Annotated in this window: 23 protein-coding genes and 5 tRNA genes; 22 read left to right on the top strand and 6 right to left on the bottom strand. The window is 71.4% G+C overall.

The genetic code is table 11. The annotated features are described in order from the left end of the window. Positions 1-26: 26 nt before the first annotated feature. The 3 genes from ectB to K318_RS0116450 form a co-directional block, all read right to left on the bottom strand. A complete protein-coding gene (gene ectB, locus K318_RS0116460) occupies positions 27-1295 on the bottom strand; it encodes a diaminobutyrate--2-oxoglutarate transaminase (RefSeq protein WP_029090291.1) in 1269 nt (422 codons plus the stop codon). 178 nt (positions 1296-1473) lie between these two features. Next, complete coding sequence (gene ectA / locus K318_RS22690) at positions 1474-2034, bottom strand: diaminobutyrate acetyltransferase (protein WP_245579927.1); 561 nt, start codon at positions 2032-2034, stop codon at positions 1474-1476. Between the two features lie 356 nt (positions 2035-2390). Further along, positions 2391-2882 (bottom strand): YajQ family cyclic di-GMP-binding protein, encoded by a 492-nt coding sequence (locus tag K318_RS0116450; protein WP_029090290.1) that lies wholly within the window; start codon positions 2880-2882, stop codon positions 2391-2393. Positions 2883-3061: 179 nt separating this feature from the next. Between K318_RS0116450 and K318_RS0116445 the strand changes: the two genes are divergently transcribed. From K318_RS0116445 to K318_RS0116425, 5 genes are all read left to right on the top strand, one after another. Continuing rightward, a tRNA-Tyr gene (locus K318_RS0116445) sits at positions 3062-3143 on the top strand. 132 nt (positions 3144-3275) lie between these two features. Continuing rightward, complete coding sequence (gene glsA, locus K318_RS22685; RefSeq protein WP_035282618.1) at positions 3276-5102, top strand: glutaminase A; 1827 nt, start codon at positions 3276-3278, stop codon at positions 5100-5102. A 16-nt stretch (positions 5103-5118) separates the two neighbouring features. After that, positions 5119-5928, top strand: coding sequence for a glycerophosphodiester phosphodiesterase (locus K318_RS0116435; RefSeq protein WP_245579926.1), 810 nt, complete (start codon positions 5119-5121; stop codon positions 5926-5928). A 70-nt stretch (positions 5929-5998) separates the two neighbouring features. Then, a tRNA-Thr gene (locus K318_RS0116430) sits at positions 5999-6071 on the top strand. Between the two features lie 43 nt (positions 6072-6114). Next, positions 6115-6188: transfer RNA gene (locus K318_RS0116425), tRNA-Met, on the top strand. 133 nt (positions 6189-6321) lie between these two features. Here the strand turns inward: K318_RS0116425 and K318_RS0116420 are convergent. Further along, positions 6322-7665 carry a threonine/serine exporter family protein gene (locus tag K318_RS0116420; protein WP_084500341.1) on the bottom strand — a complete coding sequence of 448 codons (1344 nt, stop codon included), beginning with the start codon at positions 7663-7665 and terminating at the stop codon, positions 6322-6324. 195 nt (positions 7666-7860) lie between these two features. Here K318_RS0116420 and K318_RS0116415 point away from each other — a divergent pair. The 3 genes from K318_RS0116415 (at position 7861) to K318_RS0116405 (ending at position 9338) form a co-directional block, all read left to right on the top strand. After that, positions 7861-7933: transfer RNA gene (locus tag K318_RS0116415), tRNA-Thr, on the top strand. A gap of 117 nt (positions 7934-8050) precedes the next feature. Then, positions 8051-8356 carry a hypothetical protein gene (locus tag K318_RS0116410; protein WP_029090287.1) on the top strand — a complete coding sequence of 102 codons (306 nt, stop codon included), beginning with the start codon at positions 8051-8053 and terminating at the stop codon, positions 8354-8356. Positions 8357-8546: 190 nt separating this feature from the next. After that, complete coding sequence (locus tag K318_RS0116405; RefSeq protein WP_029090286.1) at positions 8547-9338, top strand: YidC/Oxa1 family membrane protein insertase; 792 nt, start codon at positions 8547-8549, stop codon at positions 9336-9338. Positions 9339-9414: 76 nt separating this feature from the next. Here K318_RS0116405 and K318_RS22680 read toward each other — a convergent pair whose 3' ends face one another. Beyond that, positions 9415-9987, bottom strand: a complete 573-nt coding sequence (locus K318_RS22680; protein ID WP_156914083.1) for an AAA family ATPase — start codon at positions 9985-9987, stop codon at positions 9415-9417. 296 nt (positions 9988-10283) lie between these two features. Between K318_RS22680 and K318_RS25085 the strand changes: the two genes are divergently transcribed. The 12 genes from K318_RS25085 (at position 10284) to K318_RS23975 (ending at position 21078) form a co-directional block, all read left to right on the top strand. Beyond that, the gene (locus tag K318_RS25085) at positions 10284-10619 is read left to right on the top strand and encodes a helix-turn-helix transcriptional regulator (protein ID WP_035282192.1); all 336 of its coding nucleotides are present in this window, start codon (positions 10284-10286) and stop codon (positions 10617-10619) included. 99 nt (positions 10620-10718) lie between these two features. Beyond that, a complete protein-coding gene (locus K318_RS0116390) occupies positions 10719-11168 on the top strand; it encodes an FAS1-like dehydratase domain-containing protein (protein ID WP_029090285.1) in 450 nt (149 codons plus the stop codon). Positions 11169-11179: 11 nt separating this feature from the next. Next, positions 11180-11641 (top strand): MaoC/PaaZ C-terminal domain-containing protein, encoded by a 462-nt coding sequence (locus tag K318_RS0116385; protein WP_029090284.1) that lies wholly within the window; start codon positions 11180-11182, stop codon positions 11639-11641. Next, entirely contained in the window at positions 11638-12777 is a 1140-nt protein-coding gene (locus tag K318_RS0116380) for a UDP-N-acetylmuramate dehydrogenase (protein WP_029090283.1), read from the top strand. The genes K318_RS0116385 and K318_RS0116380 overlap by 4 nt, the downstream gene beginning before the upstream one ends. Positions 12778-12812: 35 nt before the next feature. Beyond that, positions 12813-14744 (top strand): metallophosphoesterase family protein, encoded by a 1932-nt coding sequence (locus tag K318_RS23980; RefSeq protein ID WP_051298129.1) that lies wholly within the window; start codon positions 12813-12815, stop codon positions 14742-14744. Between the two features lie 129 nt (positions 14745-14873). Then, positions 14874-14946: transfer RNA gene (locus K318_RS0116370), tRNA-Trp, on the top strand. 57 nt (positions 14947-15003) lie between these two features. Further along, positions 15004-15246 (top strand): preprotein translocase subunit SecE, encoded by a 243-nt coding sequence (gene secE / locus K318_RS0116365; RefSeq protein WP_029090282.1) that lies wholly within the window; start codon positions 15004-15006, stop codon positions 15244-15246. A gap of 70 nt (positions 15247-15316) precedes the next feature. Beyond that, positions 15317-16129 carry a transcription termination/antitermination protein NusG gene (nusG, locus tag K318_RS0116360; RefSeq protein WP_035282190.1) on the top strand — a complete coding sequence of 271 codons (813 nt, stop codon included), beginning with the start codon at positions 15317-15319 and terminating at the stop codon, positions 16127-16129. Positions 16130-16352: 223 nt separating this feature from the next. Next, the gene (gene rplK, locus K318_RS0116355; protein WP_029090280.1) at positions 16353-16790 is read left to right on the top strand and encodes a 50S ribosomal protein L11; all 438 of its coding nucleotides are present in this window, start codon (positions 16353-16355) and stop codon (positions 16788-16790) included. 70 nt (positions 16791-16860) lie between these two features. Further along, entirely contained in the window at positions 16861-17556 is a 696-nt protein-coding gene (gene rplA, locus K318_RS0116350) for a 50S ribosomal protein L1 (RefSeq protein ID WP_029090279.1), read from the top strand. A gap of 874 nt (positions 17557-18430) precedes the next feature. After that, positions 18431-19906 carry a hypothetical protein gene (locus tag K318_RS0116340; protein WP_169721485.1) on the top strand — a complete coding sequence of 492 codons (1476 nt, stop codon included), beginning with the start codon at positions 18431-18433 and terminating at the stop codon, positions 19904-19906. Next, positions 19903-21078: a hypothetical protein gene (locus K318_RS23975; RefSeq protein ID WP_051298128.1), complete on the top strand. Its 1176-nt coding sequence runs from the start codon at positions 19903-19905 to the stop codon at positions 21076-21078. Before K318_RS0116340 ends, K318_RS23975 begins: the two co-directional genes overlap by 4 nt. A gap of 20 nt (positions 21079-21098) precedes the next feature. Here K318_RS23975 and K318_RS0116330 read toward each other — a convergent pair whose 3' ends face one another. Next, the gene (locus K318_RS0116330) at positions 21099-21695 is read right to left on the bottom strand and encodes a DedA family protein (RefSeq protein WP_029090276.1); all 597 of its coding nucleotides are present in this window, start codon (positions 21693-21695) and stop codon (positions 21099-21101) included. A gap of 342 nt (positions 21696-22037) precedes the next feature. Here K318_RS0116330 and rplJ point away from each other — a divergent pair, with 342 nt between their 5' ends. Further along, the gene (gene rplJ, locus K318_RS0116325) at positions 22038-22580 is read left to right on the top strand and encodes a 50S ribosomal protein L10 (RefSeq protein WP_029090275.1); all 543 of its coding nucleotides are present in this window, start codon (positions 22038-22040) and stop codon (positions 22578-22580) included. Between the two features lie 67 nt (positions 22581-22647). Then, positions 22648-23034 (top strand): 50S ribosomal protein L7/L12, encoded by a 387-nt coding sequence (gene rplL, locus K318_RS0116320; RefSeq protein ID WP_029090274.1) that lies wholly within the window; start codon positions 22648-22650, stop codon positions 23032-23034. Positions 23035-23134 lie beyond the last annotated feature (100 nt).

Genomic DNA, 23134 nt, shown 5'->3' with positions numbered 1-23134 from the left:
GCTGTGGGGGTGGGTGACGGGGCGCCTCAGGCGCCGGCGAGCTCGGGCGCCGGCACGACTGCGCTCACGGCCTCGGTGATGATGTCGAGGCCCCTGTTCAGCTCGTCGGGCGTGACGGTCAGCGGCGGCAGGAGCTTCACGACCTCGTCCTTGGGACCCGAGGTCTCCACCAGCAGGCCGTTGCGGTAGGCCTCGGCGGCGACCTTCCCGGCGAGCTCGGCCTCTGCGAAGACGAGGCCTGCGAACATGCCGCGGCCGCGCACGCCGAGACCGGGCGCGGCCAGGGCGATCTTCGTGAGCCGCGTCTGCAGCAGCTCGATCCGCTCGGCGAGCTCGCGCTGGAACGAGTCGTCGGCCCAGTACGCCTCGAGTGCCGCCGTCGCGGTGACGAACGCGGGGTTGTTGCCGCGGAAGGTGCCGTTGTGCTCGCCGGGGGACCAGATGTCGAGCTCGGGGCGGAAGAGGGTGAGCGCCAGGGGCAGGCCTGAGCCGGAGATCGACTTCGAGAGGCAGACGATGTCCGGCACGATGCCGGCCTCCTCGAAGCTGAAGAAGGTGCCCGTGCGGCCGCAGCCGGCCTGGACGTCGTCGACGATGAGCAGGATCTCGTGGCGTCGGCAGAGCTCTGCGAGCCCGCGGAGCCATTCGGCGCGGGCGGCGCGCACGCCGCCTTCGCCCTGGACGGTCTCGACGATGATAGCGGCGGGCTTGTCGACGCCGGAGCCGGAGTCCTCGAGGACGCGCTCCAGCCACAGGAAGTCCGGCGTCTCACCGTCGAAGTAGTCGTCGTAGGGGATCTTCGAGGAGTTGGTGAGCGGGATTCCCGCGCCCTCGCGCTTCATCGAGTTGCCCGTGACGGACAGCGAGCCCAGCGTCATGCCGTGGAACGCGTTCGTGAAGGAGAGCACGTGCTGGCGGCCGGTGTACTTGCGCGCCAGCTTGAGGGCGGCCTCGACGGTGTTGGTGCCCGTGGGCCCGGGGAACATCACCTTGTAGTTGAGGTCACGGGGTTCGAGGATGTGCTTCTTGAATGTCTCGAGGAACCTCCGCTTGGCCGGGGTCTTCATGTCCATCGAGTGCAGCACCTGTCCGGACTGGAGGTACTCGATGAGGGGCTGCATGACCACGGGGTTGTTGTGGCCGTAGTTGAGCGCGCCCGCGCCGGCGAAGAAGTCGAGGTACTCCGTGCCGTCAGCGGCGGTCTGGGTGGCGCCCGAGGCCTTCACGAACTCGGCGGGCCAGCTGCGGGAGTAGCTGCGGACCTCGGACTCGAGGGTGTAGTAGATCTCGGTCATGGCAGGTTTCTACCTTCCTTCGTGAGTTCGACCACCCGGGTGCCGGCTCTCGGCAGCTGCGGCGGATGGTCAGGACGTCCGGCTGTCGCACCGGGACGCCCCGAGGATCGGTGAGGCTTGGCCTCCGGCGCCGGTGTGCGGCGGCGCAGGCGAGTGACCGTGCAGGGGCCGGGCGGGTTCAGGCCCGGGAGCGCAGCGGTCCGATCTCGTAGAGGAACTCGGTCTCGTGTCCGTCCGGGTAGTCCTCGGGGACGAACAGGGGCGAGGTGGTCAGCGGGGCCGCATGCGCCTCGGCGAATGCCGTGAAGAGGCGGATCGAGGCGGCGTTGTCCTCCGTGATGGTGGTCTCGAGGCGGTCCGCGGCAGTGCGTGCGGCGAGATGCTCGAGCATGGCGGCGGCGATACCGTGCCCCCGGAAGCGGGAATCGACGGCCACCTGCCAGATCATGAGGGTGCCGGGCGCGTCGGGGCGCAGATAGCCGGTGACGAAGCCGGCGGGCTCTCCGGCCACCTCGGCGATGACCGAGGTGGCGGCGAAGTCCCGGCACCAGAGCAGGTAGGAGTAGGAGGAGTTGAGGTCGAGGACCCGGCTGTCGCGGGCGAGGGTCCACATGTGCCCGCCGTCGGCCGGAGCCGGGGCGCGGAAGAGGGTGGGCGCGGTCTCCTGGTGGGCTCCGGCGGGTGCGCCGGAACCGGGGTGGGGGACGGTGGTCATGGGCTCTGCATGTGCATGAGTCACGCCATTCAACCTAGCGAGCTGAGCGCTGAGATCAACCGCACATTCGCTGAAACCGACCCGGAATCCCGGGGCGCGGGGTCCGGCGGACGCTGTGGCCCGGCCCCTGATATCCCACAAGGAGACTGGCCGAGCGGGGGTTGCGGGCGGTGGCGTGGGCCACCCTCCCGCATCGTTATCGTCTCGTTATATTCGGGTGCCCGAGGTGCGGGGTGGTCGAGGCCGGCTGGGTGTTCGGTGCCGGCCGGGTGCGTGAGGACGTCCGGGCGTGCGCGGACGGCTGAATGGACGAGGCGGCCCGGAGGAGGAGATCTCCTCCGGGCCGCCTCGCACCCGCCGTCTGCGGTCCGGTCCGCGCCTCAGCGGTAGTTCGTGAACTGGAGGTCCAGGTCGAGGTCCTTGCCCTTGAGGAGCGCGATGACCTCCTGGAGGTCATCGCGCTTCTTCGAGGTCACGCGCAGCTCATCGCCCTGGATCTGCGGCTTGACGCCCTTGGGGCCCTCATCGCGGATGATCTTGGAGATCTTCTTCGCGTTCTCCTGGTCGATGCCCTCCTTGAGGCTCGCATCGATCCGGTACTCCTTGCCCGACTGGTAGGGCTCGCCGGCATCGAGCGACTTCAGGGAGATGCCGCGCCGCACGAGCTTCGACTGGAAGACGTCGAGGACGGCGGTGACCCGGTCCTCGGCGACGGCGCGCATCTGGATGCCCTCGCCCTTCCACTCGATCGAGGCGTCCGTGCCCTTGAAGTCGTAGCGGGAGCTGATCTCCTTGGCGGCCTGGTTGAGCGCGTTGTCCGCCTCCTGGCGATCGACCTTGCTGACGATGTCGAAGCTGGAATCCGCTGCCATGTCTGCCTCCTTGGGGCTGTGGGTGCGCCGCGTCCGCGGCCTGCTGTCAGTTCCCGGTGCGGCCGGCCGTGAGGGCGGGCGGCCGCAGCCCCCTCATGCTATCCGGGCGGGAGCCGCGCTCGATTTTGCGTGCGCCGAGGCGGGCGTGTATTGTTCTACGAGTGCTCAGCGAGCACGACGGCAGGTTGCCCGAGCGGCCAAAGGGAGCTGACTGTAAATCAGCCGGCATTGCCTTCATAGGTTCGAATCCTATACCTGCCACCCTTGTGGGTGAGAAGACCCCTTCACCGGCGGAACAGCTGGTGAAGGGGTCTTCTTCGCATTCATCCCGTCGCCTCCTCCGTGCCATTCGCCCTTCGGCTGTGCCGCCCGCGCCGGAGTAGGGTGGCACGCATGCGCTCACCGGTCCAGACGTATCTGCACGATCTGCATGCCCGCGTGCGCAGAGCGGACCTTCTCGCCGCGCATCCGACCCCGGGTTCGCGCACGGCCGCGGCACAGAGCCCGGAGGGCGGGCTCGCCGTCCTCTATGGAGGGCGGAGGGACCACCTCGGCATCGCGATGACGACGGCCGACGGCTTCACCTACCAGGTGGGCGATGCCCGGCAGGAGTTCTCCATCCAATCCATCTCGAAGGTGTTCGTCTACGCGCTCGCGCTCATGGACGCGGGCTTCGAGCGAGTGGACGAGAAGATCGACGTGGAGCCCTCCGGCAGCGCGTACAACGACCTGTCCTCGGAGGCCGGCAGCGGCCGGCCCAAGAACGCACTCATCAACATCGGCGCCATCGCGGCGACCTCGCTCGTGCGGCCCGCGCGCGGGGAATCGGCCTTCGAGCGCATCCTCTCCGTGTTCTCCGCCTGCGCCGGACGTCGGCTGAGCCTCGACGAGGATGTCCTGCAGACGGACTACGACACCGGTGCGCACAACCGCGGCCTGGCCTGGTTCCTCTCTTCGTGGGGGATCATCGAGGGCGACCCCAATCCGGCCTTCGACGACTACACCAAGCAGTGCGCGATCGCGGTGACCGCCGCGGACCTCGCGATGATGGCGGCGACGCTCGCCAACCTGGGGACGAATCCCCTCACACAGGAGCGGGTCTTCCCCGAGGCCGTCGTGGAGCGGGTGCTCTCGGTCATGCTCACATGCGGCATGTACGACGACTCGGGGGACTGGGCGACGACCGTGGGCCTGCCCGCCAAGAGCGGTGTCGGCGGAGGGATCATCGCCGTGCTGCCGGGCCAGCTGGGCCTTGCGACCTTCTCCCCGCCGCTCGACCGGCACGGCAACAGCGCCAAGGGCATCGTGGCCTGCGAGCAGATGTCGGCGGACCTGGGGCTGCACATCGTGCGCGCGGCGAAGCCGGGCAGATCCGTGATCCGCTCGCACACCACCGCCGACAGGGACCACTCCTCGCTGCGCCGGAGTCCCGCGGCCGAGGCGGTGCTGGAGGCCCACGGCTCGCGCGCCCATGTCGTGGAGCTGGTGGGGGAGGTGCACTTCAGCGGCTTCGAGGCGGTCTCGCGCCTGGTGGAGGGCCTTGACGACCCCCTGTGCCTCGTCTTCGACATCGGCCGGGTGGACGGACTCGCCCCGCCGGCGCTCAGGAGCCTCGCGCGTCTGGCAGCGAGTCTCGCCGATGACGGCGTCGCGATGGCCGCGGCGGACCCCGACGGGCTGCTGGGCGCGCATGCCGACGATCTCGTCGTCGAGGTCTTCACCTCCCGTCACGGTGCGCTCGTCTGGGCCGAGGAGGAGGTGCTGCGGCACTGCGGCGCCGATCTGCCCGCACTGCCGGACCCGAGCCCCGAGGGGCCCGTGCTGGCGGGCCTCGGCCCTGCCGACGCCGCGGCGGTGCGGAGCCTGCTCGTGCGGGAGACGGTCGAGGCCGGAACGGTCGTCCGCCGTCCCGGGGACGAGTTCGACGGGATCCGGTTCGTCCGCGCGGGGGAGGTGCGCAGCGTGGCGCCGGACGGGGAGCTGGTCGCGGTGCTGCGGGCCGGTGCGACGTTCGGCGAGTACGCGCTGGGCGCCGGTGCGGGGCATCCCTTCGCGGTGCTGGCGGCGAAGCGCTCGGAGTTCACCCTGCTGTCCGCCGAGGCGCTCGCCCGGCTGGAGGAGGAGTCGCCCCGCGCGGCCGCGGCGCTGTGGCGGAGCATCGCGAACGACGGATACGGGCGGCTGGTGCAGGCCGTCCGAGGAGAGGAGAGGGCCGAATGAGCGAGGTGCGGGGAGCGTGACAGGGGAGCGGATCCGGCATGCGCGCTTCATGCGCGAGGGGGTCGACGAGGTGCCCGGCGGTGAGAGGAGGCCCTGGGTGATCGCGCATCGGGGGTACTCCGAGGCGGTGCCGGAGAACACCATGGCCGCGGTGGACGCGGCACGGCTCGTGGGGTCCGACTGGATCGAGGTGGACCTGCACGTGACGGCCGACGGCACACCCGTGGTCATGCACGATCCCACGGTGGACCGGACGACCAACGGCGGCGGCCAGGTCGGCCGCTTCGACGACGACGCGCTCTCACGTCTGGATGCGGGTCTGTGGGCGGGCTTCGGCTTCGCGGGTCAGCGCGTCCCCCGGCTCGAGACCGTGCTGCGCGAGACCGGGGACTTCGGCGGGCGGCTGCTGCTCGAGCTCAAGGGGGACTGGTCGGCAGGTGCGGTGGCCGCAGTGGCGGGACTCGTGGTGGAGCACGGGCTGGCGGACCGGGTGATGGTGCAGAGCTTCTCGGTGCCCACGCTCGGCCTGCTGCAGAGCATCGCGCCCATGCTGGAGCGCTGCCTGCTGCGGACCATGCCCCGGGAGGAGGATCTGCAGCACCTCGACGGCCTCGAGCTGATGGCTTACAACCCCTCGCACCGGGGCCTGCTCATGCGGCGGGGGGTCGTCGATTCGTTCCTGGGTGCGGGCGCGGGTGTGTTCGTCTGGACACCGGACGAGCCGGCGGAATGGGAGATGCTCCTGGGCACCGGTGTGCACGGGATCATCACCAACCGGCCGGGGCGCCTCCTGGGGTACCTCGATGCCCGGTTCGAGGCGGTCTGAGTCGTCTGTCACAAACGCGGGACGGAGCTTTGCATCCGCTCCGGGAGCTGTGTAGAGTTACATCCCGTTCGCCCCAATAGCTCAGTCGGCAGAGCGTTTCCATGGTAAGGAAAAGGTCAAGGGTTCGATTCCCTTTTGGGGCTCTGGTGAATCTCAGGTTCGCCTAGGCCGAGGAGACTCGCCTGTGGCGGGGTAGCTCAGCTGGTTAGAGCGCACGACTCATAATCGTGAGGTCGGGGGATCGAGCCCCCCTCCCGCTACGTCAGAGCCCCCATCCGTTCGCGGATGGGGGCTCTTCCCGTTCGCGGAGCCGCCGTCCGCGAGTGCCGAGGAAGGGGCCGCTTGACGCCAATAGGAGCATCGTGAGGCACCACGGGAGGGCAGCGACACGCTTCACGAGGAGACGGCTGCTGAGGCGGACGCTCCCACCGTGGTCCTCTCCCAGAGTCGCGAGAGGTAGCCGCCGAGGGCGACTCCCGTGCCGATGCCGAGGCTGACCGCTCCGGCTGTGATGAATGACGGCAGGCCCGCAGCCCCTCCCATCTGCTGGACGATGCCGAAGAACACAGGGATTCCCGGAAGCAGTGCGCCCGTCACCCCCATGAGAGCCAGCACCTGGCTCGGGTAGCCGGTGCGAGCGGCGATGCGGGCGCTGAGGAGGCCGAGCAGTGCTGCGGCGAGCGAAGCCGCCCACACCGGGGGAAGGCCCGCCCACAGCAGCAGTGCCTGATTCACCGCCCCCGTGGCGATGCCGAGGAAGGCGGCGGGGGCCACGAGATCCAGACGGCCGCCGTTGGCGAACGAGTTCGCCACCGCCCCGAGCGCTGAGAAGACCAGCACCAGGTACCAGGGCATCGCCGGCAGCGCTTCGATCCGGGGGTGCTCCATCCCCAGGGCTTCGCCGAGGGCGAACGTGAGCGTCCCCCCGATGACGATTCCGAACGCTGCGACTGCAACGCTCGCGACGCGAGTGGCGGCCGAGAGGTGATCACCGTCGATCGCATCCGTCACCGCGCCGATCACCTGGGGGAGAGGCAGCAGGAGCAGCCAGTTCACCGCGATCGCCGCGGCCGCGCCGACCGGGCCGACGAACTGTCCCTGTACGAGGAGCGTCGCGACCACTCCGGCACCGGTGCTCTGCAGGGCGATCGCGAACAGCCTCGGCATGAGCAGCCTGCTCGTGCCGAGCCCCAGCAGCGAGGACGCGGCCTGCACCAGAGCGGCGGTCACCCACGCCTGCCATGACACGCCGACCTGCATGCAGATGAAGAACGCCAGCATCGTCATTCCCGCCGCAACGATCCACCACGGTGTGGCGGTGTCCCGCAGCCGGTCGGCGACCTGACGCGCGATGGCCAGGTGCTCCCGCCCGCTCGCGCCCGGACGGTGCGCGGCCTCGGCCTGCACCGTCAGCCGGGCGAGGCGCCCGAGTTCGCGCGAGCGGGTGCAGTCGATGGCATCGAGGCTTCTCGCCGCGCCGGACGAGGACACGGTCGCGCCCTCTCCGGTGGATGCCTCCAGGATCAGCATCCGCCCGAAAGCCGAGATGGAGAGATCCTCCATCCGCAGCCGGCGGCCGCAGTCCGTGAGCGCGCGCTCGGCCTGCCCGTTCGTGAGGCCGGACTCGAGCAGCCCGTGCCCGACCGTGCTGAGGAACTCCAGCCGCGATCGCACATCGGTCATCGACAGGCCTGCCGCGGGCTCGGAGACTCCGCCGCCTGAATCTGGGGGGTGCATTCCATGATCCTAAATGCGGACCGCGGCTGTGCCGCGGACCTCTGTCGGTCACGCCGTTCGAGGACGACACCGGTGCGGCGAGGAGATGCCTCGCACCGGGAGGCGACGTCCGGTCCGGCTGGCCCGTGAGACGACGGGCGTCGCCGGGATCAGGTGTGCGTCCGCCTCCTGCACCGTGTACAGTGTCTTCCTGTTGCCCCAATAGCTCAGTCGGCAGAGCGTTTCCATGGTAAGGAAAAGGTCAAGGGTTCGATTCCCTTTTGGGGCTCCGACAGGCCTCCGTCTCAGGACGGGGGCCTTTTCGCCTCCAGTGCGGCCCGTGCCGCGGCACCCCGTCCCGTAGACTGCAGTGACCCGCCCGGTTTCTGCGAGAGGAGATGCGGCCGTGCTCACGACGATCTGGCTCATGGCGCAGTTCCTCGTGTTCGCCCTCGCCCAGGTCATGGGCGCCTACCCGCAGGCGGATCTTCCGGGCGCGATGCTCCTTGCCGTCGTCGGGATCCTCGCGGTCACGGCCTTCACTCCCTTCGCGGTGCGCGCCGTCGTGCGCCTCCTCGGACTCGTGCCGGCCGCGCCCCTGCGGCAGGCAGACGCCGACGCAGTGCTCCTCCCCGCCCGGCCCTGCGCGCCCGGGACCCGGGGCACGGTGCGGACCCGCGCTCCTGCGCCGGGACTACGCGTGAGCATCTGAGACCCGGCCGCACTGCTCTGGGGCCCCTCGCGGCAGCCCCCTGTGCGACGCCGTCCCGCAGCTCACGCACACGGCATCCCGTGCCCGCAGGGCACCCGACACGCCGTCGCATCTGCTTCCGCTGACGCCGGAGGGCTCTCCGCTCGCGCTGCGCAGGTGCGGACTGCGCCCGAGCCGGAGGACTCCGCACATGAACATCTATGCCTTCCCGCCCATCGCCTTCCTCATCCGGATCGCAGAGTGGTCGCTGACCCACCTGAGTGATCTGCTCGCGCCGTCGGTCGGTGACGTGAGCACCGCTCTCGCCGTCGTGCTGCTGACCGTGCTGGTCAGGCTTCTCCTCGTCCCCGTGGGCGTTTCGCAGATGAGGGCTGCGCTGACCCGAGAGCGCCTCGCCCCGCGTCTTGGCGAACTCCAGAGGCGCTACGGCGGGCAGCGTGAGGTGCTGCAGCGGAAGACGCTGGAGCTCTACTCCGAGGAGGGGGCATCCCCGGCCGCCGGGTGCCTGCCGGCTCTCGCCCAGATGCCGGTGCTCATGGCGATCTACGGCCTGTTCGTCGTGCCTTCGATCGACGGCGTGCCCAATCCCCTGCTGACGCAGACCTTCATGGGCGTCGAACTGGGCACGGGCTTCGCCGGGATCCTCGGCGGCGGAGGGCTGACTGCGACGACGGTCCTGGCCTATCTGGTCATCGTCGCGGTCATCGTCGTCGTCGCGCACTTCTCACGCCGGGTGCTCATGCCGCAGCTCGAACAGGCCGGGGACGTCCGGCCGCAGGCAGATCCCCGGACCGGGGGCTCCGGGCCCGCAGTCCCGGACATGCGCGGTCTCATGCGGGCGATGAGCTTCATGCCCTTCATGACCGCCGTCATCGCCCTGTTCGTCCCGCTCGCAGCCGCCCTCTACCTCATGACGTCCACGGCGTGGACCCTGGGGGAGCGCATCCTCCTGCGGCGGCTGATGGCGCCGCAGGAGGGGTAGTCGGGCCGGGCCGGCTCTGCTCTCTCCAGGTTCGCTCCGCCTCCGCTCACCGCGGTGTCTCCGCTCAGCGCGGCGCTCACTGCGGCGCTCTCCTCCGGCGGTCCGCCGCGAGGAGGTTCATCACGGCCTGCGGGGCCTCCTCGCGCGTGACGAGGCGGACCTCTCCCCACCTTTCGTGCGCCGAGGGCGGGAGACCCGCGGCCAGGCGTGTGCGCAGCGCCTCCCAGCGCCGCCAGTGCCGCGCGAAGGCCCGGGGCCGCACGAGGCGCCGGCGGGCCCGCTGACCGGCGAGCGCCTCGGCCCTGCCCGCGTCGATGAAGACCGCCGCCGTCCGCAGCCCGCGGAGTGCGGCTGCGCAGAGGAACAGGCGCCTCGACCAGGTGCGGGTGCCGGTGTCGTGGACGACGAGCGGCGATGATCCCGCTCTCAGGAGCTGCGCGCTCGCCGCGATGTGCGCGAGGGCGTGGAGCACTGGCCTCCACGCCCTGTACGGCAGGCCGGGGACGTGCGCGGCGATCCTCGTCCTCAGCGGCTCGGGATCCGCGATGCGCACATCCGGGCGCATGGCTGCGACGGTCCTGGCCGTGTGGGTCTTGCCGGCTCCGGGCACGCCTGCGAGCAGCACCACGTCCGCGGCTGTGTCCGGCATGGCAGGATTCTCGTCCACGCATCCGAGCCTCCGGTGCGGGAAGGCCCGGAGTTCGCCGTGAGACCCGGACGGGCAGATGCGGAGACGGCGGGCGCGGGCCCACCGGATGCGGTGGCTGCGCGTGCGGACTCGGAGCGAACAGCCGGCGGGGAGCCTCGAGCTGCGCGCATGAGGGGCGGCGCCCGGTCAGGGCGAACAGGGCGGTCGGAGGCACCGAACGACTGAGGCCGGCGCTCTCGCGATATTCCACTTATAAAGGGCAGTGTAGAGAGGTCCTCCGCGGTGATACTTCCCCGGTGAGCGAAGTGGACGGGGCCGCAGCCTGGACTGCGGAGGAGGCGCGCGTCCTCGGCGCGGCCATCCGCACCCGGCGCCGTGCCGCGGGGCTGTCGCAGGAGGATCTCGCCCACGCCTCGGGTCTCACCCGCAACCACCTCGCCCTCATCGAGTCCGGTCGCTCCTCGGCGCGCGATGCGCAGCGGCCGGCGAACCCGCGCGTGTCGACGCTGGCTGCGATCGCCGCCGCTCTCGACGTGCCCGTCGTCGATCTGGTCCCGGCCTTCGAGGGGCCGCCGAAGCCCGTCGTGGTGGAGTTCGCCCGCTCCATGCTCCGCGGCAGGGCGCCGCGCTGAGCGTCCTCGCGCCGCGCCTTCGCGCTGTGTCCGGGTCCGTCGATACACTGTCCGGGCACACGAGAAACCGGTGTCGGACGCACCCCAGGAGGCGCACACATGGCCGTGAATACCGAACTGCAGGGAGCCTCGTACTCCCTGCCCCAGCCCTATGAGGTGAGCCGCGAGGCGATCGCGGAGTTCGCCCGGGCGGTGGGTGCCGAGAACCCCGCGCACTTCGACGCCGAGGCCGCGCGGGGACTGGGCTACGCGGACGTCGTCGCGCCCGCCACCTTCCCCGTCATCCCCTCGCAGCGCTGCGAGGGGATCTACATCTCCAGCCCGGAGGCCGGCATCGACTACTCGCGCGTGGTCCACGGGCAGGAGCAGTTCGAGTACGTGCGCCCCGTCGTCGCCGGAGACCGCCTGGCCGCCACCACGCACGTGGACGGCCTCCGGGAGGCGGGCGGCAACGCCATGATCACGACCCGCACGGAGCTCTCCGATGCGGAGTCCGGCGACCTCGTCGTCACCGTCACATCGACCATCGTCGTCCGCGGCGAGAAGTGAGGGAGCAGACCATGACCGCTGAGCACGCAGCACGTCCCGCCCTCGCGGACCTGGAGGTGGGGGAGCGCGTCATCGAGACCGCGGTGCCCGTCTCCCGCGCGGACCTCATCGCCTATGCGGCCGCCTCGGGCGACCACAACCACATCCACTGGAACGAGCGCTACGCCCGGGAGGTGGGCCTGCCCGACGTCATCGCCCACGGCATGCTCACGATGGGCTCGGTGCTGGCGAAGGTGACGGACTGGGCCGGCGACCCGGGCGCGATCGCGGACGCCCGCACGCGCTTCACCTCGATGGTCGTCGTGCCGGATGCGGAGTCCGGGCCGCCGAGCGCGCCCACCGCGCAGCTGGACCTCACGGCCGCCGTCGGCGCGATCGACGCAGACGCCGGCATCGTCCGCCTCGACCTCGAGGTCGCCTCGGCGGGAGAGAAGGTCCTCGGCCGCACGCAGGTCAAGGTCCGCCTGCGGTGACCCCGGCCGAACGGCCGGACCTGGCCGCGCTCACGACGTTCCGGGTGGGCGGTCCCGCGGAGAGCCTCACGGAGGCCGCCACAGAGGCCGAGCTCATCGAATTCGCGCGCGCGCACCCGCTGTCCTCGCCCGGGCCGCGGAGCGAGGAGCCGGACTCCCTGTTCGTCGCGGGTGGCTCCAATCTGCTCATCGGCGACGAGGGCTTCCCTGGTCCGGCGTGCCTCATCCGCACGCGCGGTCTCGCCTGGCGCACGGACGAGGCGGACCCCGGGTGCGTGCTCGTCACCGCACAGGCCGGGCACGTCTGGGACGACCTCGTGGCCGAATCCGTCGAGCGCGGCCTCTCCGGCCTGGAGGCCCTCTCCGGCATCCCCGGCTCCGTGGGCGCCTCGCCCGTGCAGAACGTGGGGGCCTACGGCGCCGAGGTGGCGGACACGCTCGTCTCGCTCCGCGCCTTCGATCGCCTCACGGGCCGCGAGCGCGAGTTCCTGCCCGCGGAGCTCGGCTTCGGCTACCGGACGTCCCTGCTCAAGCGCTCGGCCGCCGAACTCGGACTCGTCCGCTACGTCGTGCTCTCGGTGACGTTCGCACTGCGCGGCGGCGCCGGGGCAGCGGCGTCCGTGCGCTACGGACAGCTCGCCGCGGCCCTCGGGGCGGAGCTCGGCGACAGGGTGCCCGTGGCGCAGGTGCGGGAGGCCGTCATCGCCCTCCGCGCCTCGAAGGGCATGGTGCTCGATCCCGCGGACCACGACACGTGGTCCGCCGGCAGCTTCTTCACGAATCCCATCCTGCCGCTGCCGGCGGATGGGAGCGGTGTCCGTCCAGCCCCTGAGAGCGTGCTGCCGGAGGGAGCCCCGGCGTATCCGGTGCGCGATCCACACACGGGAGAGGCCGATCCGGGGCTCGTGAAGACCTCGGCGGCCTGGCTCATCGAGCACGCCGGCTTCGGCCGCGGATTCGCCCTGGACGGGGGACGTGCGGGGCTGTCGACGAAGCACACGCTCGCGCTCACCAATCGCGGCACCGCCCGCGCCGCGGACATCGTCCGGCTCGCCGCGCACATCCGCGACGGCGTCGAGCGGACCTTCGGCATACGGATGGAGCCCGAGCCCAACCTCGTGGGTCTGACCCTATGACCCCAGGCCGGAGCGGCAGCCGGCGAACGGCGCACGTGCTCACCACGCGGGCGCCGGAGCCGTCCGGACGATTCCGCGGGGAGCCCGGAGGCACCCGTGCCCGGAGGACGCGCCTGCGCGCCTGGGCCGGGTGGGCTCTGGCCCTGCTCCTCTGCCTCCTCATCGCGCTGCCGGCGGCGGTGCTCACGGCGCGTGCGGAATCGACCTTCGGCCCCCACGAGGCCGTGTACTCGGTGACCACGGACGGAGCGCTGGAGGCGGACTTCGGCCCGCTCGGCTCGCTCGTGCTGCCGGCGGGAGAGCTGCTGCCCGGACGGTTCGGCGTGCACATCGCAGTGGGCGAGATCCCCGCCGAATACGGCATGGAGGACTCCACCGTCGACGCCCTCGGCGGAGACGCCGCCGCCTACGCCGCGCTCTTCGCCGATCCGGAGGCGCAGGCGCGTGCGGTCGTCCGGGCCCTCCTCGAGGACGTCGCGCTGCGTACGGTCCTCCTCGGCGGCGGACTGTTCCTGGCGGGTGGTGCGGTGCGCATCCTGTTCGGGGGCCCGCGGCGCCACGGGCTCCTCGCCGTCGTGCCCTCCGCGAGTGACGGCCCTCTCACCGCCCGGCTGGTGCAGGTGCCGCCGCACGTGCGGCTCGGCGCCTCGGCGGTGGTCGCGGCGATGGTGCTGGGTGCCGCCGCCGTGCCCGTCGACCGGGACCGGATCGTGCGCGCCGATCCCGTGTTCGAGGGCACCCCCCTGGCCGGGGCGCAGGTGACCGGGAGGCTCTCCGGTGTCGTGGACGAAGCCGCGCAGACGGTGGCGGACATGCTCGCTGACACGGACGAGTTCTACAGCGGCGTGCGGGCGGAACTGGCGGCAGCCTGGCCCGAGCGCCCGCTCAGCCCCCGCTGGCGCAGCGGGGAGTCGGGCCTGCTGGGTCCCGGCCCCGGCGAGGTGCCTGCCCTAGCGCCCGAGGCCGGGGAGGCCGATCCCCCGGCGCCGGACGGGGCGGGCGCCGATGGGGCCGATCCCGCGCCTGAGGAACAGGCGGACACCGGTCCCGGAAGCGGCGCCGGAGCCGGTGAGGCCGATCCCGGGGAACCCGATGGCGCAGGCGGCGCCGCGGCCGGTCCCGCCGGTGCCGGTGGTGCCCGCGCCGACGATCGCGACGCGGCGGACGAGCCCGCAGCGGAGGCGGAGCCCGAGGACATCGCGACCCTCGTGTGGACGAGCGACATCCACTGCCAGACCGGCATGTCGCGGACCATCGGCGACCTCATCGCGTGGACGGGCGCGGACCTGCACGTGGACGGCGGGGACATCACCATGACCGGCACGGAGGCGGAGAACGTCTGCGTCGACTCCCTCGCCCGGGCGGTGCCCGAAGGGGTGCCCACGGTGTTCGTCAAGGGCAACCACGATTCCGAGGACACGGCGCAGCGCGCGCGGGAGGTGGGCTGGACGGTGCTCGAGGGCGAACCGGTCGAGGCGGCCGGGCTCACGCTCCTCGGCGATGCCGATCCCCGCCGCACGGTCTTCCCCAGCGGCGACGTCCTCGAACGCGGGGAGACGGGTGAGGAGTTCGCCGCGCGAGTGGCCCGCGAGGCCTGTGCCGCGGACGAGGACCTGCTCGTCATCCACGACGCCCGCCATGCGGAGCCGGCCCTGAGCCAGGGCTGCTCCGACTACGCCTTCCACGGCCACTGGCACCGCAGGGTGGAGCCGGAGCAGTGGGGTCGCGGCGTCCGCACGGTCGGCTCGACGACGGGCGGGGCGCTCGCGGACGCGCTCACCCCGGGACCGCTCAAGATGCAGGCGGAGATGTCCGTCATCCGCGTGGACCGCCGCACGGGTGCGCCCATCGACGTCCAGTACGTGACGGTGGGCATGGATCAGAGCGTCGAGTTCTCAGAGTGGCTGCCGTTCCCGCAGCCGCGCCCCCTCGTCGAGGTGGAGCCCGAGCAGGGCGGCGCCGAGTAGGGGGAGCGCGGGCGGATCGGGCCGGCGGGAGCCTCTGCGGCCCCTCCCCGAGCGCGGTCCGAGCTCGGTTCGACGTGAGCCGCGCGGACCGTGTATGCTCTTTCCTCGGCGGCGATCACTCGCCGCTGAAGGGGTGTGGCGCAATTGGTAGCGCAACGGTCTCCAAAACCGTAGGTTGCAGGTTCGAGTCCTGTCACCCCTGCTCGTTCACCCGGGCCACGCAGGTCAGGGTGGGAAGCCGAGGAGTGAGTGAGGTTGCGTGGCTGAGTCCTCCGCCCCTGCTGAGGGCAAGAAGATCGGTGTCTTCGGCCGGTTCCTCCGCTACATCCGCGAGATCATCGCGGAGCTGAAGAAGGTCATCACCCCGACGCGCAAGGAGCTCGTCAACTACACGCTCGTGGTCCTCGCCTTCGTGGCGATCATGATGCTCCTCGTGACGGGCCTCGACTTCGCCTTCGGCAGGCTGGCCGGGTGGGTCTTCGCGGGGACGCCGCTCTTCTGATCCGGCGGCGGAGCCCCCACCGCTCACGCATCCGTCCCAGCGCATCGCATCAATCGCAAGAGGAGACCACGTGTCCGAATCCACCCCGGAAGAGCTGAACTCGGAGTTCGAGGAGGCGCTCGACTCGTCGGCCCCCGTCGACTCCCCGGCCGCTGAGGCCGAAGCTCCCGAGGCAGAGGCCGCAGGCGGCGTGGACGCTCCCGCCGAGGCCCCCCAGGATGACTCCGAGGTCTCCGCGGACGAGGTCTCCGAGATCGATCCCGCCGAGGCCGCTGCGGAGGACTTCAAGTCCGAGCTGCGGATGCAGGAGGGCGATTGGTACGTCATCCACTCCTACGCCGGCTACGAGAACCGCGTGAAGGCCAACATCGAGTCGCGTGCGGTGAGCCTCAACATGGAGGAGTTCGTCTTCGAGGTCCAGGTCCCGATGGAGGACGTGGTCGAGATCAAGAACGGACAGCGCAAGCAGGTCCGCCGCGTGCGCATCCCCGGCTACGTCCTCGTGCGCATGGAGCTCACCGACGAGAGCTGGGGCCTCGTGCGCCACACGCCCGGAGTCACGGGGTTCGTGGGCAACGCCTACGATCCTGTGCCGCTCACGGTCGACGAGGTCTTCCAGATGCTGCAGCCGGTCTTCGAGGAGAAGCAGGCCGAGGCTGCGGCGGAGAAGGGCCGCACCGAGTCCGGCTCCGGCGAGCAGGCCGAGTACGTCGTGGAATGGGAGGTCGGCGAGTCCGTCCTCGTCAAGGAGGGCTCCTTCGAGGGGCACCCCGCGACCATCCAGGAGATCCGCCCGGAGACCCAGAAGCTCACGGTGCTCCTGTCGATCTTCGAGCGCGATGTGCCCGTCGAACTGGGCTTCGACCAGGTCGCGAAGATCTGAGTCCCCGCGGCCTCCGGCCGCTCCCCGGGGCGCAGCGCCCCCTACGGACCATCCAGTCCGCGTGCAGAGCACCTGGTGCGGTTCCTCACAGGATTCGCGACCGGGTGCTCTTCCGTGGAATACTGGTGGGGTTTGGTTCGGCTCCGCATCGGAGGGGTCGGACCGGACCCGTCCCGCGCGAGATGCGTGCGGGTCACGGCAACACGGAAGAAAAGGACCGAACATGCCTCCCAAGAAGAAGGTCTCCGGTCTGATCAAGCTGCAGATCCAGGCAGGCGCCGCCAACCCGGCTCCTCCGATCGGCCCGGCGCTTGGTCAGCACGGCGTCAACATCATGGAGTTCTGCAAGGCGTACAACGCCGCGACGGAGTCGCAGCGGGGGAACGTCATCCCCGTGGAGATCACCGTCTACGAGGACCGCTCCTTCACCTTCATCACGAAGACCCCGCCGGCGGCTGAGCTCATCAAGAAGGCCGCAGGCGTGAAGTCCGGCTCGGCGACGCCGCACACCGCGAAGGTCGGACACCTGTCCGCGGACCAGGTGCGCGAGATCGCGGAGATGAAGCAGCCCGACCTCAACGCGAACAGCATCGAGGCCGCGACCAAGATCATCGCGGGCACCGCTCGCTCGATGGGCATCACCACCGACGTCGAGGCCTGAGCCCCGCTCACCTCACCCACTGTGGCAGGGTCTGCGCGACCCGCACCACTACTGCTAGGAGAAGAAGCAGATGGCAAAGCGCTCAAAGGCCTACAGGGCCGCTGCCGAGAAGATCGCGGCAGACACGCACTACGAGCCGGCACAGGCGATCACCCTGGCCAAGGACACCTCCGTGGCGAAGTTCGACGCCACCGTCGAGGTGGCCCTGCGCCTGGGCGTCGACCCCCGCAAGGCCGACCAGATGGTGCGCGGCACCGTCAACCTCCCCAACGGCACCGGCAAGACGGCCACGGTCCTCGTCTTCGCCGCCGGTGACAAGGCGGAGGCCGCTCGCGAGGCAGGTGCCGACTACGTCGGCTCCGATGACCTGCTGGAGAAGGTGGCCGGCGGCTTCACCGATTTCGATGCAGCCGTCGCGACCCCGGACATGATGGGCAAGGTCGGCCGTCTGGGCAAGGTGCTGGGTCCCCGCGGCCTCATGCCCAACCCCAAGACCGGCACCGTCACCATGGACGTGGCCAAGGCCGTGTCCGACATCAAGGGCGGCAAGATCGAGTTCCGCGTCGACAAGCACTCGAACCTGCACTTCATCATCGGGAAGACCTCCTTCTCCGCTGAGCAGCTGCAGCAGAACTTCGACGCCGCCCTGGAAGAGGTCAACCGCCTCAAGCCGTCCTCGTCGAAGGGCCGCTACATCACCAAGGCGACCGTCACGACCACGAACGGCCCCGGCGTCCCCCTGGACGTCGCCGCTCTGCGCGCGTGATCGCAGCCGGCTGAGCAGCAGCTCGGCCCGCACCGGCCCCCTCCGCCCCACAGCGGAGGGGGCCGGTGTCGTCTCCGGCGAGGGCCGTCGGCCGTGTGCCGGAGCTGACACCCGTGTGCGCCTCGGGCGCTGTCCCGCTCTGGGATACTGACGTGCATGACCGCGCCCTCACCGCAGGCCTCCTATGCGCCTCCCGCCGAGGACGGCTCCCTCGACCCCGCGCGCACGCAGGCCGCCGCGGCGGCGCTGCTCGAGCTCTACGGCGCTGATCTGCGCCGCACCGGCCTCGCCGTGGACCCGGGACTGGCAGCATGGCTCCCCGCCGGCTTCGCCGCGAAGGTGCGGGCGGCGGCGGAGACCGCCTCCGTGCCCGTCGCCGTGCTCGTGCACTACGGGCTCCCGGCGCCTGCGACGGGGCAGAACGTCACCTACCCCGTCGACGTCATGCAGCGCGCGGCCGCGGAGCTGTTCGCGGACGGCGAGGGCGTGCTCGCGGCCTTCGCCGCCGACGGCGCCACCCCTGATCCCGCGGTGCACGCGGTCGGTGCGCGCGGTGTGAGCGACCGGCTGTTCCGCCTGGGGGAGGCGCTCGAGATCGAGGCCGATTTCAGGGTGCGCCCCGAGCCCTATGTCGAGTATGCGGCGGCCGCGGGGCAGGCCTGGCTGCGGAGCGCGGACCCGCCCAGCCTCGGCGACTACGTGTCCCGGCGGATCGAGGCCGGCACGGGCCGCTATTTCGAGACCCACACGCCCGGCGGCGCCGACGGCCTCGTGGCCAGCACGGTGGCGGTGGGCGGCGCCGCGGCGGTCGCTTGGGCGATCGCCCGGAGAAGCAGGGCGGAGCGGGGGGGCCCTGGCCGCCGAGGACGCGGTCGTGCCCAGCACGCTCGGCAGCGGGCAGGCGAAGCGGCTGATGTCCGCCCTGCACGCATCGCCGCAGCTGCCCGATCCGGCGGAGGCGGGGAACCCGGAGGACCTCGGCCGCGCGCGTGCACAGCTCGTCGCCCGCATCCTGGCGGCGGCCCCGTCCCTGGCTGACCCGCAGCTGAGCCCGGCAGAGGCGCAGCAGGCGTGCGCGGAGCATGTGCCGGTCACCGAGGCCGCGGCCCTCCGCGCACTGGATGCACAGCTGGCCGAACAGCGCAGGGCGGGGGCGCAGCCGGTGCTCTCGCCGCTGTGCTTCTTCGACCCCTTCCACGGCAGGGCGGTCGGGACGGTGCGGCTCGATGCACGGGGCCGCGGCACCGGGGCCTTCGACGTGCCCGCCTGCCGGGACTGCCGGCGGCGGGATGCCGCAGGCGAGCCTCCGCGCGCCCTCATGGTGCCCGGCCGGCGCAGAGGGGCGGGTGCGCCCGTCCCGTACTGGGAGCTCGACGACGCCTATGCCCGCTGCGGCCTCGGTACGCTGTCATCCCTGAGCGAGGTCGTCGCCGCCCAGCCGTCCGGAGGCGGAGCCGCACCGGCAGGTGTCGCGGCGCTCACCGCCGGAGCGCGGCGGTCCTCCCATGCGACCGCCGGAGCCGATCCGGCGGGCGTGCACGGAATGGGGAGGGGAGAGGCGCTCTTCCGCGGCCTCGCGGCCGGGATCCTCATCGTCCTCTCCGCGGTGCTGGGCGGTGCCGCGTCCGTCGTCATCCACGAGTACGAGGAGCCGCGCCTGTTCGAGCCTCAGCAGGGGCCGGAGACGCAGGCCGACTACGACCGGACCCGTCCGCAGGAGATCGCGGAGCAGCTGGACGAGACCGGATTCCACGTGGACCCGCTGCTGGAGCCGGCGCTGGACCAGGGGCAGCTCGCGGCCCTCGCGGAGGCCGCAGGGGAGGCCGAGCACGTGTCCGTCGCGGTGCTGCAGTCCTCGGACACGGACGGCTCCGCTTCCCCCGAGGTCTTCACCGCCCGCATCGCGGCCGAGCTCGCCGAACCCGGCGCGGTGATCGCCGTCTACGAGACGGAGAACGCCACGGCGGCCTCGGGCATGGCCCTGCCCGAGTACGCGGACTCGTGGAGGCCGTGGGACGAGTACCGCTACGACATGCGCGAGAACGGCGCCCGCAGCGACCCCGGCTGGTCGACGACGGGCGAGCACACGGGTCTGCGGGACGCACAGCGGGAGGTCGCGGACCTCGACGCCCGGCTGGCCCCGGACCCGGCGGCCGCCCCCGTGACCCACGAGGACCGGGGGAGCGCGGAGGAGCCGCCGCTCGGTCCCACCGTCATGGGCTATCCCGTGGGCAACTGGGCGAAGGGCGCGCTCATCGGGGCCCTCGGCGCGGTGACGGTCGGCGGGATCGCCGGTGCCCTCATCCGCGGTGTGCGCCATGCCAGGAGCGAGAAGGGGAAGCAGTCATGACACCGCTGGAGTACGCCGGTGAGATCGCGGCCGGGCTGGAGAGCGGCCAGGTGTGGATCGATCCCGAGGCGGAGTACCTCGTGCCGCAGGCCGCCCGCGAGGAGCTCGAGGCGAAGGCCGCGGCCGTCGACTGGCCCGTGTACGCGATCGTCACGGGCAGGGACCAGCGCGACCTCGACCTTGCCACCCTCGTGCACGGTCAGCTGGGCGCGGAGGAGGGCGTCTACCTCATCGTCGAGCCGGGCAGCTCCTTCGTCACGAGCAAGGTGGAGCTCGACGACGCGGAGCTCAGCCGCGAGGTGCACCAGCGCATCGAGGCCGGCGACCGGGGTTCGGGCACGGGCAATGAGGGCGTGAGCCGGCTGCAGGGCGTGCTGGACTCGCTCGCGGACGAGGACTTCGAGGTGACCGAGCACAGCACGGGCCTGGAGCACGCCCCGGCACCGGCCCCGCGCACGGAGTACGTCGGCCTGGGCACGGACCTCGTCTACGCCCTCGTGATGGTGCCGCTCGTGCTCGCGGTCGCGATCGCCGTCGCTTTCGGGGTGCGCCGCCGGCGGCGGAAGCCGGTGCCCCGGTACGAGCTGCCCGCCTCCCTCCTCCGCAGCGCCTCGCGGGTCAGGCGCGAGGAGATGCGCCGGGAGCTCTCGGCGGACAGCCTCGACATCGCGCGCCGGCTGTCCGAGCTCGACACCGTGAGCCTCGCCCCGGAGCTGTCCGCCCGGGTGACCCACGGGCTCGACGCATACGCGCTCGCGGGCCGGATCGTCGACGACCCGGCTGCGAGCCGTGCGGACCTCTCGGGTGCGCTCGTGCTGCTGCGCACCGCGGCGCACGACATCGCCGAGGTCGAGGCGACGGGCGGGAGGCGGGCGCTCGGCAGCGGCCGCCGGAGGGCCGAGGATCCGGCCCGGCTGTGCGTGGTCGATCCCGGCCACGGCCGGTCGGCGTCCGTGGCCGATGCACCCGTGGAGGGACACCGCGGCGCGCGCATCCCGGTGTGCGCCGACTGCGCCGCCGATCTGCGCGCGGGACGGGAGCCGGCATGGCTGCTCGAGGACGGGGTCCCGTACGTCCAGGGGGACAGCGTGTGGGCGCGCACGCTGTTCGGCGCGGTGGGCGGCGACCTCGTCGAGCTCATCGGCACCGACAGGGGCGAGCAGGCGCGCTGAAAGCCTCGGCGGGGGCCTGCTCAGCGACTGTGGACCAGCCGTTCGCTGAGGCGGGAGAGGAGCGGACTGAGCAGGAGCGAGCCGCCGATCGCGATGCCCACGGCGGCCCACATGGGCAGCGGCAGCCAGCGGGCAGACAGCCACCCGAACGCCGCCGAGTACGCCGTCCAGATCGCGCCGGCAGTGAGCGTGAGCCGGAACCAGCGGTCGAGCTCCATGGACTCCCCGCCTGCGAGGAGCGAGATGAGCGTGCGGCCCAGCGGGATGAAGCGCGAGACGATGCTGATGAGCACGCCTCCTTCCGCGAGGCGGGTGGAGAGCGCGTCGAGGCGCCGCGCGCTCGACTCGGAGCGGACGACGGGCCAGCGGCGGAAGTCGCGGCGCTGTCCCAGCAGGTAGAGGACGTGGTCGCCGAGGACGGAGCCCGCGGTGCCGCAGAGCAGGACGAGCAGGAAGTCCGGGTTCCCGGTGTGCGCGTTGACGGCGCCCAGGGCCACGATGAGCGCGCTGGACGGGACCGGCGGGATCACCGCGGAGACGGCGATGGCGCAGGCGAAGACGGGATAGAGCCAGGGGGAGCCCACCAGACTGAGGACGAGGTCCTGGACTTCGTGCATCGCACCAGCCTAGCGGTGAGGCGTGGGACCGCGGACCGGTGCCGCGAGGCCGGCGCGGCCGCTCGGGGGCGGCCTCGCGCTGTGACGCAGGCCTCGCGGGCCAGACTTTGCGCTGGGGTGCCGGTGCGCGTACAGTGGGTGACTGCCCAAGACCGTCGGTCTCTGCGGATGCCCTGCTCCTCGAGGAGGGTGCCTGCGGACGAAGACTCATGAGAGTGGCCCGCGCAGGTGATGACCTTTCTGTCGGTGCGAGAGCACTGCGAACCCAGTGAGCGTCTCATGCCTGTGCGTGAGGCGCTTTTCTCATGCGTCCGGGGCGCCGACACAGACGAAAGGAATGCCATGGCGAGGCCTGACAAGGCAGCCGCGGTCGCGGAGATCAAGCAGGAGCTTGAGTCCTCCGACGCCGCCGTGCTGACCGAGTACCGCGGGCTCACCGTTGCGCAGATGAAGAATCTGCGCAGCGCTCTGGGCGAGAACGCGACCTACGCCGTGGTGAAGAACACGCTGACCGCCATCGCTGCCAAGGAAGCAGGGATCGACGCCTTCGACGGACACCTCAATGGCCCCACCGCCATTGCGTACGTCAAGGGCGAGCCCTCCGAGGCCGCGAAGGCTCTGCGTGACTTCGCCAAGGCGAATCCTCAGCTCATCATCAAGGCCGGTGTCTTCGAAGGCTCCGCCCTGTCCGCTGAGGACATCAACAAGCTCGCCGATCTTGAGTCCCGCGAGGTGCTGCTTGCCAAGGCAGCCGGCGCCATGAAGGCAAGCCTCTACCAGGCTGCCTACATGTTCACCGCCCCGCTGGTCAAGGCCGTGCGAACCGTCGATGCTCTGCGCGAGAAGAACGGCGGCGCCGACGAGGCGCCGGCGTCCGACGCCTGAGCCTGACACCCCATACCCCCTCAGGCCGCGCTGACTGAGCGCGACCACTAACGGAAGGACAGCCACTATGGCTAAGCTCACCCCGGCAGAGCTCATCGAGGCTTTCAAGGAGCTCTCGCTCATCGAGCTCTCCGACTTCGTCAAGCAGTTCGAGGAGACCTTCGAGGTCGAGGCCGCTGCCCCCGTCGCAGCTGTCGCCGCTCCCGCCGCCGGCGGTGCCGGTGAGGCCGCTGCCGAGGAGCAGACCGAGTTCGACGTCGTCCTCGAGTCGGCCGGCGAGAAGAAGGTCCCGGTCATCAAGGAGGTCCGCGGACTGACCTCGCTCGGCCTCAAGGAGGCCAAGGACCTCGTCGACAGCGCTCCGGCAGCCGTCCTCGAGGGCGTCGCCAAGGACGCAGCGGAGAAGGCCAAGGAGGCCCTCGAGGGCGCCGGCGCCACCGTCACCCTCAAGTGATCTCCGCTGCGGGCGGCGTGCGCCCGGCCCCTCGGGGCTGAATCGCGCGCCGCACCGCAGAGGCGCTTCGCTCACGAAGGCCCTCGTCCCGAACGGGACG

Origin of the sequence: Brevibacterium album DSM 18261, assembly GCF_000426445.1 — a bacterium.
GTDB lineage: Bacteria > Actinomycetota > Actinomycetes > Actinomycetales > Brevibacteriaceae > Brevibacterium > Brevibacterium album.
This window is presented reverse-complemented; position numbering and strand designations above follow the sequence as displayed.

Coding starts and splice junctions, on each gene's coding strand:
- rplK (WP_029090280.1), top strand. CDS start 16,353: ATGCCTCCCAAGAAGAAGGTCTCCGGTCTGATCAAGCTGCAGATCCAG.
- K318_RS0116420 (WP_084500341.1), bottom strand. CDS start 7,665: ATGCACCCCCCAGATTCAGGCGGCGGAGTCTCCGAGCCCGCGGCAGGC.
- K318_RS23975 (WP_051298128.1), top strand. CDS start 19,903: ATGACACCGCTGGAGTACGCCGGTGAGATCGCGGCCGGGCTGGAGAGC.
- K318_RS0116385 (WP_029090284.1), top strand. CDS start 11,180: ATGACCGCTGAGCACGCAGCACGTCCCGCCCTCGCGGACCTGGAGGTG.
- ectB (WP_029090291.1), bottom strand. CDS start 1,295: ATGACCGAGATCTACTACACCCTCGAGTCCGAGGTCCGCAGCTACTCC.
- K318_RS0116450 (WP_029090290.1), bottom strand. CDS start 2,882: ATGGCAGCGGATTCCAGCTTCGACATCGTCAGCAAGGTCGATCGCCAG.
- rplL (WP_029090274.1), top strand. CDS start 22,648: ATGGCTAAGCTCACCCCGGCAGAGCTCATCGAGGCTTTCAAGGAGCTC.
- K318_RS0116330 (WP_029090276.1), bottom strand. CDS start 21,695: ATGCACGAAGTCCAGGACCTCGTCCTCAGTCTGGTGGGCTCCCCCTGG.
- rplJ (WP_029090275.1), top strand. CDS start 22,038: ATGGCGAGGCCTGACAAGGCAGCCGCGGTCGCGGAGATCAAGCAGGAG.
- K318_RS0116405 (WP_029090286.1), top strand. CDS start 8,547: ATGAACATCTATGCCTTCCCGCCCATCGCCTTCCTCATCCGGATCGCA.
- K318_RS22680 (WP_156914083.1), bottom strand. CDS start 9,987: ATGCCGGACACAGCCGCGGACGTGGTGCTGCTCGCAGGCGTGCCCGGA.
- K318_RS0116390 (WP_029090285.1), top strand. CDS start 10,719: ATGGCCGTGAATACCGAACTGCAGGGAGCCTCGTACTCCCTGCCCCAG.
- rplA (WP_029090279.1), top strand. CDS start 16,861: ATGGCAAAGCGCTCAAAGGCCTACAGGGCCGCTGCCGAGAAGATCGCG.
- glsA (WP_035282618.1), top strand. CDS start 3,276: ATGCGCTCACCGGTCCAGACGTATCTGCACGATCTGCATGCCCGCGTG.